Origin of the sequence: Amycolatopsis sp. FBCC-B4732 (genome assembly GCF_023008405.1) — a bacterium.
GTDB classification, from domain to species: domain Bacteria; phylum Actinomycetota; class Actinomycetes; order Mycobacteriales; family Pseudonocardiaceae; genus Amycolatopsis; species Amycolatopsis pretoriensis_A.
The window spans coordinates 1,844,334-1,859,040 of record NZ_CP095376.1 but is presented as its reverse complement, the minus strand read 5'-3'; the positions used below and the strand labels follow the sequence as shown (position 1 = coordinate 1,859,040).

Genomic DNA, 14,707 nt, shown 5'->3' with positions numbered 1-14,707 from the left:
AATCCTTCCGTGCAACCGAAGTGAGCGCCGTGACGACCACGTTGGCCGCCCGGGATCGCGGCATGCTGATCATCGTCGAGCAGGCGGCGCAATGCCTGACCGCCAGCGAGGTGCTGGCGGTCGACGACATCGGCGGTGCGTCCGGCCGGCTCCTCGGCCTCAGCCTCGGTACTGAAGATCCGGCGGCCCGGTCCAGGTCACCGCACACGTCGCCGACGGCGCTGCAACGCTCGACATCCGCCTCTCCCACGGCTACCTGGAACGGGCGCGGGTAAGAGATAGCCTGCTGATGTCTCTTGAGAACCCTCGAATTGTGCGGAACGGGAGAATGTAGACGAGTGGAGCCGCCCCGACGCCGGCGGGACCGAGATCATGGGCTCCACGACCGGTTCCCGGCCGGGGCTGGGCGTCGTCGGGCGCTGCCTCGCGCAGTTCCTGCCGGACGAGGCGCTCGACTTCGCCGGCCTGTGGTTCGTCGGCGCGTGGTGGCCGTACCGCCACGGCGGGCAGACGCCGGCGATGCGCTGGCTGCGCCTGCGGGTCGTCACCGTCGACGGCGGGCACCCCGTCGCTGGGCGCCTTCGCCGCGCGCGAGCTGCTGATGCTGGTCGACGGATTTGCCTGGGGGCTGGCCGGGATCGTGGTGATGCTGGTGAGCAAGCGGCGGCAGCGGTTCGGCGACATCGTGGCGCGCACGCTCGTCGTGCGCGTCCCGCGCTCAGCGGACCAGCCCGCTTTCCCAGGCCCAGATGGCGATGACCGCGCCGATGTGGGTCTTGACCGTGGGCATCGACACCACGAGTGAGCGGCAGATCTCCTCGTTGGTCTGACCGCGCGCCACAGCTTGCACGACATCGGATTCCCGGGGCGTGAGCGGGTTTTCCGGGGTGCCGGCCCGTCCGGGACCGCGGCGCGCGAAGTGCTCCAGCAGCCGCGCGGTGATCGCGGAGGAGACCATCGCCTCGCCGTTCGCGGCCGCGTGCACGGCTTCGACGAGCAGGTTCGGCCCCGCGTCCTTGAGCAGGAACCCGCAGGCGCCGGCCCGCAGCGCCGCGTGCACGTTCTCGTCCAGCCCGAACGTCGTGACCATCACGGCGTGCAGTGGCTCCGGGACGCCCGGGCCGGCCAGTAGCTCCGTAGCCCGCAGCCCGTCCACGCCGGGCATCCGAATGTCCATCATCCGAAAGACGCCGTCGCTGCGGCGGCAGATTACAGCGGACGAGCTGAGCTGGGTGATCAGCAGACGGTCACCGGGTTTCCAGTCCAGGGCGGTGACGATGCCGCGGTCCTGGATCCGGCCGGAGGCGTCCAATAGCGCGGTGGAGAATCGCCGCTGCCCGTCGGTGGCCAGGTCCGGCAGCGCCGGTATCGGCAGCGGGACGAGGGCTCCGGTTCGTACAGGAGCGGGTTCAGGGCCGCCGGTGCGAGGCGGGAGCGCGAGCGGCGCGATGCCGGTCATGACGCACCTCCCCGACAACGGTCGCGCGAGGAGGGCACGGTCAAGATCAGCGTCGCCGAGCCTGACTGAGGCTGAACGCCAGAAAGACCCGCCGTGGCGGGCCTGTTACTCTGCGATGCGGGAGATATTCCTGGTTTTTGTGTCCGAGGACCGAGTTGATCTATAACTCCATCCTGAAGTTCGCCACTGTCCTGCAGCTCGAGTGAGCTGCCTCCCTGCGGGAAATCTCCCACGTTTGCGTGTTCAGGGCGGGCTTTGCGTGTGCGTCGACGCGGCGGTGGCCCTCACCCACGGCACCCTGGATCGAGCACCTTCGGCGACCCGTGACCGCACCCCTCGACATGGCGCCCACGACCATGTCCGAGGCACGCGAGGCGTGGGCGGTGCACATTGCCCCCGGTTCGTCCGGTGGCCGATAGTTGCGGAGTTCTCCCGATGTCGTGAGGAGCCCGTCGTGCACCTGCTCAGCCTGGTGGTCGCTGCGGCCATCGTCGCCGGTGTGGAGGTCGCCGCGCCGGCCTTGCCGGTTGCCGCCGCTGATCCCGCCTACCTGACCAAGGAGGCGACATTCGGCACCGTCGCCAACGGGTGGGACAAGGTGGAGCGGTACCGCGACACCACGGCGGGATTCGCCGACGAGCAGTACCCGCCGGACGGACGGGGCAACCAGGACGGGCAGCGGCTGACCTTCTTCGGCGGCGTGACGCAGCCGTCCTCGTCGCGGTTCCTGCTCTACTCCGCACCCGGCTGGTCGACCGGTGCGAAGGCCACGCCGGTGCTGCTCGTCCACGGTGCCAACGACAACCCCGACCGGGCATGGGCCAATCCGAACGAATCCGGCGGCTTCGGATGCGGCTCGGCGACCTGCCCGTCGACCGGGCTGATGCAGTACCTCAGCTCGCGCGGGTACCGGGTGTTCGCCATCGGCTTCGCGCACAAGCAGGGCGAGAACCGCCAGCAGGCACAGCAGGTCGGCGACGCGATCGCGCTGATCAAGGCACGGCTGGGCGTGAGCCAGGTCGACCTGGTCGGCTGGAGCAAGGGCGAGCTGTCCACCCGGATGTATGTCTCCTCGGTGAAGCCCCCGTGGGGACGGGCCTACGCCGGCGACGTGCGCAAGCTGATCACCCTCGGCGGACCGAACGGTGGCTTCGACTACCCGTTCGCGCACGGCTACGCGCACGACCTGTCGATCTGGCCGGAGTGCGGCGTCAACATCAACGCGCCGAGCCCGCACACCAGGATGACGTGTTACGGCAGGTACACCTACCACCCGGAACTGTCGATCACACCCACAGCCGGCTGGGACACTTACCCCGGGCAGCGGCAGATGCTGGCCCGCTTCGACAGCACGTTCGGCGTGGACGGCTCGCAACAGGACTGGTACACGACCTACTACGGCGGCCAGGGTTTCTACACCGACGGGACGGGCATCCAGGCCGCGATCGACGCCGGCTCGATGATCTCCACCATCCAGTCCGCCGGCACCCCGGCCAGCGTCTCGGTGTACTTGCTGGCCGGTGGCTCGCCGAGCATCGTCGGCGTGTTCAACGAGAACCGCGGCCCGAGCGACGGCATCGTGTTCACGACCAGCGCGTTGGACAGCACCGGCATCGGCCACCTCGCCGCGACCGCGCTGGTCGGATCGGTGAACCACTTGCAGCTGGGCTGGGCATCGGCGTCGATGTCCCAGGTGACCAGCTGGCTGGCGTGAAAGGAACGGCAGTGACCACACTCCTCGACGGAATCACTTCGGCGAAGGTGCCGACCGACCGGCTGACCGTGCACGTGCTGGAGGTGGCCGGCCGGGAGCACGGCGAGCCGGTCGTGTTCGTCCACGGCAACGTCTCATCCGCCGCCTTCTGGCAGGAGTCGATGCTCGACCTGCCGCCGCGGTACCGTCCGATCGCGGTGGACCTGCGCGGCTTCGGCGGCACCGACCCGTTGCCGGTGGACGCGACGCGGGGCGTGCGCGACTACGCCGACGACGTGGCCGCCACGCTGGCCGCGCTGGGCATCGACGCCGCGCACCTGGCCGGCTGGAGTCTGGGCGGCGGCGTGGTGCTGCAGCTGCTGCGCGAGCACCCCGCGGTCGCGCGCACCGTGACGCTGGTCAACCCGGTCTCGCCCTACGGCTTCGGCGGTACCAAGGGTGCGGACGGCGAGCTGGTCGACGCGGCGGGCACGGGCTCGGGCGGCGGGGGCGCCAACCCCGACTTCGTCGCCCGGCTCAAGGACGGCGACACCTCGGACGAGTCGCCGTTCTCCCCGCGGCAGGTGCTGCTGGCCTTCTACGTCAAACCCCCGTTCCGCCCCGCCCGCCTCGACGACTTCGTCGAGTCGATGCTCACCACCCGGGTCGGCGACGACCACTACCCCGGCGACTTCGCCGCGACCGACGCGTGGCCGGGCGTCGCGCCGGGCACCCGTGGCGTGCTCAACACCCTGGCGCCCGGCAACTTCCGCCTCGACGACCTCGACGCGATCGAGCCCAAGCCTCCGATCCTCTGGATGCGGGGCGCCGACGACCAGATCGTGTCCGACACCTCCCTGTTCGACCTCGCCCACCTCGGCCGGCTCGGCGCGGTGCCCGGCTGGCCGGGCGGGGACACCCATCCCGCGCAGCCGATGGTCACCCAGACCAGAGCCGTCCTCGACCGCTACGCGGCGACGGGCGGCGACTACCGTGAAGTGGTCATCGCGGACACCGGGCACAGCCCGCACATCGAGAATCCGAAGGAGTTCTCGGCGGCACTGCTCGAGGGGTTGGCCAAGGGCTGATCCGTCACCGCCATCTGCCGCCTTGGCGGGATACGGAGTTCACCTTCTCCGCCGCCTTGCACCGCTCGTATGCGGTGTCGCCAGGCCGCTTTCGCGCCACGACGGCGGACCACGGAGTTGACGGCGAAGCGGCGGTTCGGGTGGCAGTCGGCGGGTTGCACCGGCGTGGCTGCTTGCGGAAGCCGAGGAACCACGGCCGCACTTGCGCCGACTACCTCGCGCCGCATTCGGCCTTGTCTCCGGGCAGATGTGCTACGGGTTCGCGAGTTCGGCGAGCCCGTCGCGCTCAGGTTCCGGCGAGAAGCCGGTCGAGCACCCGGTCGAGGCCGAAGACGAACAGCTCGTCGTCCGGCCACCCGGCATCGACGAACCCCGACGAGCTGAGGGTCGGGTAGCGCTCGGCGGAATCGAGGATGTGCGCGCGGACCTTGGCGATCGCGGCCGGGTCGTCCAGCCGGCGCCAGGTGGCGTCCGCCATCGCCGCCCCGAGCACGAAGCCGGCGAGCGTGCGGGTCGCGGCCGCGAGTTCCAGCCCCGCCAGCCCGGCCTGGACGAGCTTCGCCTGGATGAACTCGGTGCGCGCCAGCACGTTGGGTCCGAGCAGCGGGCGGCCGAGCAGGGCGGGCGACCACGGATGGGCGAGCATCGCGGCGCGCCAGCCGACGAGCAGCGTCCGGAGTCCGGGCCGGGGCTCCGAGCCGGGCGGGGGCACCGGTACTTCGCCGACGACGTGGTCGAGCGCGAGGTCGAGCAGGTCTTCCTTGGTCGCGACGTGCCAGTAGAGCGCGGTGGAAGTCACCTCGAGCCGTTCGGCGAGCTTGCGCATCGTCAGCCGTTCCGCCCCCGCCGCGTCGAGTTCGGCGATCGACGCGGTGATGATCCGCTCCAGGGTGAGCGGCGTGTTCCGCCTCGGCGGTCGCGGTGGCTCGTCCCGCAGCCAGAGGACGTCGTCGGTCATGGCAGATCACCTTACCCGTCGACACTTGACTTATCATCGGTAAGTTAATATAACATCGGTAAGTCAAGCCCGTGAGCGATCGAAGGTCCCCATGAAATCCGAAGCCGTTCCGAACCGGTGGCTCGCGCTGGTCGTCCTGAGCCTGGCCCAGCTGACCGTGATCCTGGACTCCACGATCGTCAACATCGCCCTGCCGACCGCGCAGCACGACCTGGCGTTCTCCGACGACAACCGGCAATGGGTGGTCACCGGCTACGCCCTCGCCTTCGGCAGCCTCCTGTTGCTGGGCGGCCGGCTCTGCGACCTCTTCGGTCGCAAAAGGCTGTTCACCATCGGCATGCTGGGCTTCGCCGCCGCCTCCGCCCTCGGCGGCGCAGCGGACGGCTTCACCCTGCTGCTCATCGCCCGCATCGCGCAGGGTGCGTTCGCGGCCGTGCTCGCCCCGGCCGCGCTGTCGATGGTGTCGGTGACCTTCGCCGACAACGCCGACGAACGCGGCCGGGCCTTCGGCGTCTTCGGCGCCATCTCCGGCGCCGGCGGCGCACTCGGCCTGCTCCTGGGCGGCGTCCTCACCCAGCACCTGTCCTGGCGCTGGTGCCTCTACGTCAACGTGGTCATCGCCGCGATCGCCGTCGCCGGCGCCCTGCTCTTCCTCGTCGACCACGCCCGCCCGGAACGCACCCGGCTCGACCTCGCCGGCACCGTCCTCGCGCTGCTCGGCCTGTTCGGTGTCGTCTACGGCCTCGGCAACGCCGCCACCCGCGGCTGGACCGACCTGTGGACCCTCGGTCCGACCGTGTTCGGGCTGCTGCTCGTCGGTGCGTTCGTCCTGGTCGAACGCCAGGTCCGCAACCCGCTGCTGCCGCTGTCGGTGGTCCTGGACCGCGACCGCGGCGCCTCCTACCTGACCATCGGGATCTCCGGCACCGGCGGCTTCGCCGTGTTCCTCTTCGTCACCTACTACCTCGCCGACACCCTGAAGTTCACCCCGGTGCAGAGCGGCCTGGCGTTCCTGCCCATGGTCGTCCTCGTCATGGCCGGCGCGGTCGTCTCCGGAGCCGTGCTGCTCCCCCGCGTCGGCCCCCGCCCGATCGTCCCGATCGGCAGCCTCCTCGCCGCGGCCGGCATGGTCCTGCTCACCGGCATCGACACGGACTCGACCTACCCCGGCGGGGTGCTCCCGGCCCTGCTCCTCATCGGCCTCGGCCTCGGCCTGATCTTCGGACCCGGCCAGAACGCCGCCACCAGCGGCGTGCGGCCGCACGAAACCGGCGTCGCCTCGGCGATGGCCAACATCACCCAGCAAGTCGGCGGCTCGATCGGCCTCGCGGTGTTCAGCTCCCTCGGCGCGACCGCCACCACGAGCTACCTCACCGCCCACGCGGCGACCGGGAGCGACCCCGCCACCCTCGCCGCGGCGACCTTCGCCGGCTACCACTTCGTGTTCTGGATCGCCGCCGCGCTGTTCTTCGCCGGTGCCCTGCTCGCCGCCGGCCTCTTCCGCCGTGGCCCGCTCCCGGTCACCCCTGAACCCGTGCTCACCCACTGAACAGACCGAGGAGAACCATGTTCACCGATAAGGAAGTCCAATACCTGCACGACCAGCCCCTGTGCCGGGTGGCCACCGCACAGCCCGACGGCACCCTCCAGGTCAGCCCGGTCGGCTTCACCTACAACCCCGACACGCAGACCATCGACCTGATGGGCCTCGACCTCCGCAAGAGCCGCCGCTTCCGCAACGTCGCCGACAACGGCCGCATCGCCCTCGTCATCGACGACGTCCCCAGCACCGACCCCTGGCGAGTCCGCTCCCTGGAAATCCGCGGCCACGCCGAAGCGCTCACCGACGTCGAAACCCCCGGACACCACGACAACGCGATGATCCGCGTCCACCCGAAACGCATCATCGCCATCGGCGTCGAAGACTGGGACGTCGACTACACCCAGCAAACCCCCCACAGCCGCAACGTCTGACAGGAGCCCACCACCATGAAAGCAGTGCAGTTCAAACAGTACGGCGGCCCCGAAGTCCTCGAACTCGTCGACCTCCCCGACCCGCACCCCGGCCCCGGCCAGGTCCGGATCACCGTCCGCGCGGCCGGGATCAGCGCCAGCGACACCAAAATCCGCCGCGGCGAACTCAGCTTCGGCGCCACCCTCCCCCAAACCACCGGAGCCGACGTCGCCGGAATCGTCGACGAAATCGGCGACGGCGTCACCGACCTCGCCGTCGGCGACCGCGTCTTCGGGATCTCCGACACCCAGGCCGCGACCGCCGAATACGCGCTGCTGACCTACCGGGCACCGATCCCGCCCTCGCTCGGGTTCGTCGACGCGGCCGGCATCCCCGCGGCTCTCGAAACCGCCACCCGCGGCCTCGACCAGCTCCACGTCACCGCCGGCACCACCCTGTTCGTCAACGGCGCCTCCGGCGGCGTCGGCACCGCGACCGTCCAGCTCGCCCTCGCCCGCGGCGCCCGGGTCATCGGCTCCGCCGGCGCCCGCAACACCGGCTTCCTGCAGACCCTGGGCGCGGAACCGGTCGTCTACGGGGACGGCATGACCGACCGCGTCCGCGCGCTCGCTCCCGACGGCGTCGACGTCGCCCTCGACGTCGCCGGCAACGGCGTCCTGCCCGAGCTCATCGCCCTCGCCGGAGGCGACGCGAAGAACGTCATCACCGTCGCAGACTTCGCCGGCGCCGAAGCGCACGGCGTGCACTTCAGCAACGGCTTCGCCGACGGCAACGCCTTCCACGCCCTCGCCACCATCGGCGAACTCATCGAAGCCGGCAAGTTCTGGCTGCCGGTCGAACGGACCTTCCCCCTGGCCGACATCGCCGAAGCCCACCACGCCGCCGAAACCGGCCACGTCCGCGGCCGCCTGGTCCTCATCGTCAACTGAAGGAAACCCCATGAGCGACACCGAATCCGCCCCACCGAACTCCTGGGCGCTCGTCACGGGTTCGACCAGCGGCATCGGGCGGGCGACCGCACTGAAGCTGGCCGAAGACGGGTACGCGATCGTCGTCTGCGGCCGCGACGCCGACCGGGCCACCGAAACCCGCAAGACCATCGAGGCCGCCGGCGGCCGCGCGGTCCACCTGATCGCCGACTTCGCCGACCCCGCCGAGGTCCGGCGGCTCATCGCCGGAACACGGGAAGCGACCGCGGGCGGCACCGTGGACGTCCTGGTCAACAACGCCGGCGGCGGTGGGTTCGCGCCCACCGAGGACACCACCGAAGCCATGTTCGACACGGCGTTCGCCCTCAACGTCAAAGCGCCCTACCTGCTGACCGGGGCGTTCGCTCCCGGCATGGCGGAACGCGGCCGCGGCGCGATCGTCAACGTCGGCAGTCTCAGCACCACCATGGCCGCCTCGGGAACCAGCGCCTTCCAAGCGGCGAAAGCCGCCCTGAGCATGCTGACCAAGTCGTGGACCGCCGAGTACGGCCCGCGTGGGGTGCGGGTCAACTCCGTCGAGCCCGGCTACGTCCTCACCCGCGTCAACGAGCACATCCGCGACATGTTCGGCGGTTACCTCGCCACGCTCCCGGCCGGCCGCGGCGCCCGACCCGGAGAAGTCGCCGAAGCCATCCGGTTCCTGGTTTCCCCGCAGGCGTCCTACATCCAGGGCGCGACCCTTTCCGTCGACGGCGGCAAAAACGCGGTCGTCACGATGTGAGCTCGCTCTGGCCGGCACAGCACACCTCGTTCGGCTCGGCTGCCCCGCGGCGATTTCCCCGGCGACGTCCGGGCAGGTGAACAACAAGCACCAAAGAGTGACACAGCCTGCCCGTCGGCCCCTGAAGTCCGAAGATCCTTGCTGGCGATCCGACACCGAGACCCCGGAGGCGATAGCCATTCTCTACGCCTTGGCCGCGCTGTTCCTCGTCGTGGCGCTGGTGAGCATCCGTCAAGACCGCCGTCGGTTCCGCAACGCGGTCCTGCTCGGCCTGGCCGTCGCCAGCCTCATCATCGCGCTGCTCGGCGACATCGACCGGCTTCCCCTCGACGTGGCCGGCACCGTCGTGTTCTTCGTCCTCCTGATACCGCTGATCACGGTCCTGGTGCTGGCGGTCTTCCTGCTCGCCAACGGTGTGACCATGATCCGGCGCGAGAGCAGGTCACTGGGCAACCTCCTCTCCTTCCTCACCGGCCTGGGCCTGTTCGCCCTCGTCGTCCTGCTGATCGCCGCCGAGTACACCCAGCACCCGGCCATCGGCGCGGTCGCCGTTTCGGCGCTGGCCGCCGTGGCCTACGTGAGCTTCCTGTTCTGCTGCTACCTGGGTTACGCCTTCCTCTACGGCCGGCTCCGCGTCCGTTCCGGCGTCGACTTCGTGGTCGTGCTCGGCTCCCGGATCATCAACGGCAGAATCCCGCCGCTGCTGGCCTCCCGGCTCGACAAAGCGATCGCCCTCTACCGGAACGAACGGGACCAGGGTGGCAAGCCGATCGTCATCACCTCAGGCGGCCAGGGAACGGACGAAAACCAGCCCGAATCCCACGCCATGGCCGACTACCTCGTCGCGCACGGCGTTCCCGACGGCGAGGTGCTCCGCGAAGACCGCTCGGCGACCACCGCGCAAAACCTCACCTTCAGCCGCGAACTCATGCGGCAACACCGGCCTGAGCACCGGTGCGTGGTCGTCACCAACAACTTCCACGCCTTCCGCACCGCGATCCTCGCCCGCACGGCGAAGGTGAACGGTCAGGTCGTCGGCGCCCCCACCGCCCTCTACTACTGGCCCAGCGCCACCATCCGGGAGTTCACCGCCATCCTCATGGAGCACCGGCTGGTCAACTTCGGAGTGACGGGGCTGCTCGCGCTCACCGGCTTCCTGGCCGCTCTCCCCTGAGCCGGACCGGACCAGCCCGATCCGCGATGCGCTGCCGAACCGGCGCTGTCCCCGGGTGGTGACCGGCGCGCTCCCTCTTGCCGCGCCGGCCACCGGTCTCCCGGGCGGGCTCAGTCCTTCTTCAGGACGTTCTTGACCTTGTCGACCGCGTCGCCGACCGCGTCCTTGACGTTCTCGACCGCGTCCTTCACACCGGCCTTGGCCTGGTCGGCCTGGCCTTCGGCGCGCAGCTCGTCGTCGCCGGTGACCGTGCCCGCCGTCTCCTTGGCCTTGCCGCCGAAGTCTTCGGCCTTGTTCCCGATCTTGTCGCCCAACGACATGTCTTCGCTCCTCCGGTGCCGTCACCGTCCCTTGTGGACGGCCATGCCCATCAAGACACCCCGGCGACCCATTCGTCACTTCCCCGGCCGCGTGACCGTGTTCACTCGATCGTGGCCGTGACGATTCCGGCCCACCCCGGGTCTTCCCGGCACAACAGTTCACCCGACGAAGGAGGAACACCATGGCCGAGACGACCACGAAGACCCCCGCCACCACCGAGGCGACCGGCGCCCTCGTCACCAGCCAAGGCTCGACCACGATCGCCGACACCGTGGTGCAGAAGATCGCCGGTCTGGCCACCCGTGAGGTGTCCGGCGTGCACTCCCTCGGTGGCGGTGCCGCCCGTGCCTTCTCCGCGATCCGGGAGCGCATCCCGGGTGCGACCGCCTCCGCGGGGCAGGGCGTCTCGGTCGAGGTCGGCGAGAAGCAGGCCGCGGTCGACCTGCAGGTCGTCGTGGAGTACGGCGTGTCCATCGCCGACCTCTCACGCTCGGTGCGGCGTAACGTGATCACCGCCGTCGAGCAGATGACCGGCCTCGAGGTCGTCGAGGTCAACATCGCCGTCGGCGACCTCAACCTCCCCGGCGACGACGCCGACGAGCAGAGCACCGACACCGGCCGGGTGCAGTGACGCCCGACGCGGTCGCGATCGCCGCAGCCGTGGCGGGCCTGCCCGAGGTGGCGGGCCCGCACGGCGGCCGGGTCGGAGAAATCGCGACGCTGCTGCCCGGCCGGCGAGTCGCCGGGGTCCGCGTCACCGACGACGAGGTGACCATCGGCGTCGTGCTCACCTACCCGGTCACCGCCGCCGCGGCGGCGACCGCAGTCCAGGCCGCGATCGGCCCGCTCGACCGGCCCGTGCGCGTGTTCATCGGCGACATCGCCGCACCCACCACTTCTTGACGGAGGTACCCATGAATGCCACCAGGACCGGGTTGCTGACCGGCCTCGTGCTCGGCTTCGCCCTCGCCTTCGGCGGGTTCGGCGCGTTCCTCGCCGTGCTCGTGCTCGGGGCGATCGGCTCCCTGATCGGCCGCCACCTCGACGGCAAGATCGACCTCGTCCAGCTGTTCGGCCGGGACCGAGGCTGAGCCATGACCACCACCGTGCCCGCCGAAGAGCGGGGTGACCTGGTCATCGCCGGCCACGCGGTCGAACGGATCGCCGCGCACGCCGCCCGCGAGCTCGATGACGTCCGCGGCGCCGCCGGGCGGGTGCTGGGGGTCGCGCTAGGCGGCGAAGACGCCGGGCGCTCGGTCAAGGTCGACGCGGAGGTCGACGGCGACCGGGTGCGGCTGGCCACGCGGCTGTCGATCACCTACCCGGCGTCGGTCGCCCGCACCACCGAACAGGCCCGGACCCACTTGCGTGAGCGGGTGAGCGCATTGACTGGGCTCGACGTCGAACGGGTGGACATCACCGTCACCGCACTGCACCCGCCGGCCACGTCCTCGAGGAGGGTGTCGTGAAACGCCGCCCACGCCGCAGCACCCCGGCTGCGCTGACCGCGCTGGTCGTGACCGCGACCGGCGCGCTCGCCGCGATCGTCGCCGTCCAGATGATCCTCGGCGAGCGCCCGTGGCTGGACTACGGCGCCACCGCACGGCGGCTGCACGACCTGCATTGGGCCGACCTGCCCGTCGTCATCACCGGCGGGGCCGTCGCGCTGCTCGGCCTGGTCCTGGTGTTCGCGGCGGTGCTACCGGGCAAGCTCACCGTGCTGCCGCTGCGCGGTGACCTGGACTCAGGCGCCTCGCGCCACAGCTACGGCTCCACCCTCCGGGCCGCCGCGGCGCGGGTCGACGGCGTGGAGAAAGTGCGGCTGAAGGTGCGACGGCGCAGCGTCCGCGTCCGGGTGCGGACGCGCCGCACCCGCCCCGACGGGATCGCCGACGCGGTCCGCGTCGCCGTCGCGGAGCGGCTCGACCGGATCGATCCGGTCCGCCGTCCCGAGGTCAAGGTCCGTCTCCGCGCAGTGAGGAGCACGTCGTGAACCGTCCCGCCGGACTCAACCGCACCCTGCTCGCCATCCTCGGGCTGCTCTTGCTCGCCGCCGGCGCGATCCCGGCCGCGATCCGTTTCCACTGGCTCCCGGCGCTCGGCGCGGACCGGCCGATCGTGCCAGGCACCGAGCTGCCGCCGACTTGGGCGTGGTACGTGGCCGCGGCCGCCGGGATCGTCGTCGCGCTGGCCGGGCTGCGCTGGCTGGCCGCCCAGCTGATCCGCAAACCCGGCAACCGCACCTGGCACTTCGAAACCGACACCGGCACCACGGACCTGGCCACCACCACGGCCGTCGCCCCGTTCGCCGAAGAAGTGCGCGGTTACTCGGGCGTGCGCACCGCGACGGCGTCCCTCACCGGCTCCCGCGACCACCCGGACCTGCTCGTGGTCGTCTCGGTCGAGCAGGACGGCGACCCGGCCGAGATCCGCGACCGCATCCGCGACGAGGGGGTGCCGCGGCTGTGCCAGGCCCTGGACCTCGACGACCTGCCCACCCGCGTCGAACTGCGCTTCACCACCGCAGCCGGCTCCCGCGTCGCCTGACGGCCCCCGCTTAGCCGGAGTACACGGCGCCGTACTGACTGACAACGCCAGGTGCAGAGGTCCGCCGCCGTGTTCGCAGGCGTTGCCGACCGATTCGGTCACCGCCGGCCACGCGTCGTCGAGCTCTCCGCCGCGGTGCACCTCGGAGAGGTCGTGCCCGGTGGACCGACACCGTCGCGCCGGCACCGGGCACCCGTGAAAAGATGGCGTGGTGCGGTGGACCTTCCGGGCGGCGACGGCGGACGACTCGGAATGGCCGGCCGTCCTGAAGGCGGAGGCCATGCGGCGGGACCTCGAACGACTCGGGCTCTGGGACCGTGACTGGGCGCGCGGCAGGTTCCTCGCCGGATTCGTCCTCGCCCGGAGCCGGGACGCTCGGTGGATCGGGCACTTCTCCCTGTCCACGGTGGTCCACGGACGCCGGATCGGCGGCGAGGTCCTGGCCGCCGATCCCGCGGGGGACGGCGGACCGGCGACCGTTCCGGCTCGCGATCGACCGCGGCAGCCGGATCCGCGGCCTCTTCGAACGCCACGGCTTCGGCCACGTCCGTGACGACGCCCGGAACGGGATCGATCAGATCTTCGAACGCCCCGCGGGGTGACGAGCCACCGCCACTGCCTCGAGCGGCTCCGAGGACGACACGCAGCGGTCGCGCAAGGGGTGCCTGATGAGCTCATAGGTCCGCGACAACCGGAACGTCCGTCAACGTCCGGATCACCGTCTGTTCGGTTCGGTGCGGGACCGTCGCCCGAACGCCGGAACCGCGTACGGGCGGCGACGATCACGAAAGGGGACCCGTGCGCACCTTCACCTGCCCGGAATGCGCGAACCTGCTGTTCTTCGAGAACTCGGCCTGCGTGGTGTGCGGCACCGATGTCGGCTTCGACCGCGAAAGCGCGTCGATGCTGCGGGCCGACGAGAACCGGCGCTGCGCCAACGCCGAACTCGCCGGGTGCAACTGGCTCGCCGCCGACGGCCCACTGTGCGGTTGCTGCGCCCTGACCCGCACCCGCCCCGCCGACGTGGACGTCGACGACACCTTCCGGGTCGCCGAGGCCGCCAAGCGGCGGCTGCTCTACCAGCTCGACGACCTCGGCCTGCCCACCACGCCACGGACCGACGACCCGGAGCACGGACTGGCGTTCGACCTGCTGTCCAGCGCCGAAGAGCCGGTGATCACCGGACACGCCGGCGGCGTGATCACCATCGACCTCGCCGAAGGCGACGACGGGTTCCGGGAAGGGCTGCGCGCGAAGCTGGCCGAGCCCTACCGGACGATGCTCGGGCACGTCCGCCACGAAGTCGGCCACTGGTACTGGGACGTGCTCGTCGCCGGCGACCCCGGCGAGTTCCGGCGCGTCTTCGGTGACGAGCGCGCCGACTACCAAGAAGCCTTGGCGACGCACTACGCGACCGACCCCGGCACCGGCTGGACCGACACCCACGTCAGCCACTACGCGGCCGCGCACCCGTGGGAGGACTGGGCGGAGACGTTCGCCCACCTGCTCCACATCCGCGACACGGTCCAGACCGCCGCCGCACTGGGCGTGCTCGTGGCGGGCACGCCGATCGCGCCGCATCCCGGCAGCCCGGTCGACGCGGAGCCCGAAGACCACCCGCGTGACGTCGACGCCCTGATGGCCACCTGGGTCCCGCTGTCGCGGGCGCTCAACCAGCTCAACCGCAGCATGGGCAAGGACGACCTCTACCCGTTCGCGCTGTCACCGGCCGTGCAGGCGAAACTCCGGTTCGTCGACCGCAAGCTCGGCCGGGCCGAGTGA

General features: G+C 70.9%; 18 protein-coding genes. 15 read left to right on the top strand and 3 right to left on the bottom strand.

Annotated elements, in window-relative coordinates; all coding sequences use genetic code 11:
• Positions 1-29 precede the first annotated feature (29 nt).
• Positions 30-275 carry a hypothetical protein gene (locus MUY14_RS07830; RefSeq protein ID WP_247022096.1) on the top strand — a complete coding sequence of 82 codons (246 nt, stop codon included), beginning with the start codon at positions 30-32 and terminating at the stop codon, positions 273-275.
• A gap of 443 nt (positions 276-718) precedes the next feature.
• On the opposite strand, the gene MUY14_RS07825 is transcribed toward MUY14_RS07830, so the two are convergent.
• Positions 719-1,240, bottom strand: a complete 522-nt coding sequence (locus MUY14_RS07825) for a LuxR C-terminal-related transcriptional regulator (RefSeq protein ID WP_396126842.1) — start codon at positions 1,238-1,240, stop codon at positions 719-721.
• 673 nt (positions 1,241-1,913) lie between these two features.
• On the opposite strand from MUY14_RS07825, the gene MUY14_RS07820 reads away from it, so the two are divergent.
• Positions 1,914-3,173: a triacylglycerol lipase gene (locus MUY14_RS07820; RefSeq protein ID WP_247022094.1), complete on the top strand. Its 1,260-nt coding sequence runs from the start codon at positions 1,914-1,916 to the stop codon at positions 3,171-3,173.
• Between the two features lie 11 nt (positions 3,174-3,184).
• Positions 3,185-4,240: an alpha/beta fold hydrolase gene (locus tag MUY14_RS07815; protein ID WP_247022093.1), complete on the top strand. Its 1,056-nt coding sequence runs from the start codon at positions 3,185-3,187 to the stop codon at positions 4,238-4,240.
• A 286-nt stretch (positions 4,241-4,526) separates the two neighbouring features.
• On the opposite strand, the gene MUY14_RS07810 is transcribed toward MUY14_RS07815, so the two are convergent.
• Complete coding sequence (locus MUY14_RS07810; protein ID WP_247022092.1) at positions 4,527-5,198, bottom strand: TetR/AcrR family transcriptional regulator; 672 nt, start codon at positions 5,196-5,198, stop codon at positions 4,527-4,529.
• A gap of 91 nt (positions 5,199-5,289) precedes the next feature.
• On the opposite strand from MUY14_RS07810, the gene MUY14_RS07805 reads away from it, so the two are divergent.
• The 5 genes from MUY14_RS07805 to MUY14_RS07785 all read left to right on the top strand — a co-directional run bounded on the left by MUY14_RS07805 (position 5,290) and on the right by MUY14_RS07785 (position 10,057).
• The gene (locus MUY14_RS07805) at positions 5,290-6,747 is read left to right on the top strand and encodes a DHA2 family efflux MFS transporter permease subunit (RefSeq protein ID WP_247022091.1); all 1,458 of its coding nucleotides are present in this window, start codon (positions 5,290-5,292) and stop codon (positions 6,745-6,747) included.
• A gap of 17 nt (positions 6,748-6,764) precedes the next feature.
• The gene (locus MUY14_RS07800; RefSeq protein ID WP_247022090.1) at positions 6,765-7,172 is read left to right on the top strand and encodes a PPOX class F420-dependent oxidoreductase; all 408 of its coding nucleotides are present in this window, start codon (positions 6,765-6,767) and stop codon (positions 7,170-7,172) included.
• 15 nt (positions 7,173-7,187) lie between these two features.
• Positions 7,188-8,102, top strand: a complete 915-nt coding sequence (locus tag MUY14_RS07795; RefSeq protein WP_247022089.1) for an NADP-dependent oxidoreductase — start codon at positions 7,188-7,190, stop codon at positions 8,100-8,102.
• Positions 8,103-8,112: 10 nt separating this feature from the next.
• The gene (locus tag MUY14_RS07790; protein WP_247022088.1) at positions 8,113-8,883 is read left to right on the top strand and encodes an SDR family NAD(P)-dependent oxidoreductase; all 771 of its coding nucleotides are present in this window, start codon (positions 8,113-8,115) and stop codon (positions 8,881-8,883) included.
• Positions 8,884-9,073: 190 nt separating this feature from the next.
• Positions 9,074-10,057 (top strand): YdcF family protein, encoded by a 984-nt coding sequence (locus tag MUY14_RS07785; RefSeq protein WP_247022087.1) that lies wholly within the window; start codon positions 9,074-9,076, stop codon positions 10,055-10,057.
• A gap of 110 nt (positions 10,058-10,167) precedes the next feature.
• Here MUY14_RS07785 and MUY14_RS07780 read toward each other — a convergent pair whose 3' ends face one another.
• Complete coding sequence (locus MUY14_RS07780; protein ID WP_247022086.1) at positions 10,168-10,377, bottom strand: CsbD family protein; 210 nt, start codon at positions 10,375-10,377, stop codon at positions 10,168-10,170.
• 182 nt (positions 10,378-10,559) lie between these two features.
• Between MUY14_RS07780 and MUY14_RS07775 the strand changes: the two genes are divergently transcribed.
• From MUY14_RS07775 to MUY14_RS07745, 7 genes are all read left to right on the top strand, one after another.
• A complete protein-coding gene (locus MUY14_RS07775) occupies positions 10,560-11,009 on the top strand; it encodes an Asp23/Gls24 family envelope stress response protein (protein ID WP_247022085.1) in 450 nt (149 codons plus the stop codon).
• On the top strand, positions 11,006-11,281 hold the full coding sequence (locus MUY14_RS07770; RefSeq protein WP_247022084.1) for a hypothetical protein: 276 nt from the start codon (positions 11,006-11,008) through the stop codon (positions 11,279-11,281). Before MUY14_RS07775 ends, MUY14_RS07770 begins: the two co-directional genes overlap by 4 nt.
• 11 nt (positions 11,282-11,292) lie before the next feature.
• Positions 11,293-11,469, top strand: a complete 177-nt coding sequence (locus MUY14_RS07765; RefSeq protein WP_247022083.1) for a hypothetical protein — start codon at positions 11,293-11,295, stop codon at positions 11,467-11,469.
• Positions 11,470-11,472: 3 nt separating this feature from the next.
• The gene (locus tag MUY14_RS07760) at positions 11,473-11,847 is read left to right on the top strand and encodes an Asp23/Gls24 family envelope stress response protein (RefSeq protein ID WP_247022082.1); all 375 of its coding nucleotides are present in this window, start codon (positions 11,473-11,475) and stop codon (positions 11,845-11,847) included.
• Entirely contained in the window at positions 11,844-12,371 is a 528-nt protein-coding gene (locus tag MUY14_RS07755) for a DUF6286 domain-containing protein (RefSeq protein WP_247022081.1), read from the top strand. Before MUY14_RS07760 ends, MUY14_RS07755 begins: the two co-directional genes overlap by 4 nt.
• Positions 12,368-12,925: an alkaline shock response membrane anchor protein AmaP gene (locus MUY14_RS07750; RefSeq protein ID WP_247022080.1), complete on the top strand. Its 558-nt coding sequence runs from the start codon at positions 12,368-12,370 to the stop codon at positions 12,923-12,925. The genes MUY14_RS07755 and MUY14_RS07750 overlap by 4 nt, the downstream gene beginning before the upstream one ends.
• Before the next feature lie 798 nt (positions 12,926-13,723).
• Positions 13,724-14,707 carry a putative zinc-binding metallopeptidase gene (locus MUY14_RS07745; protein ID WP_247022079.1) on the top strand — a complete coding sequence of 328 codons (984 nt, stop codon included), beginning with the start codon at positions 13,724-13,726 and terminating at the stop codon, positions 14,705-14,707.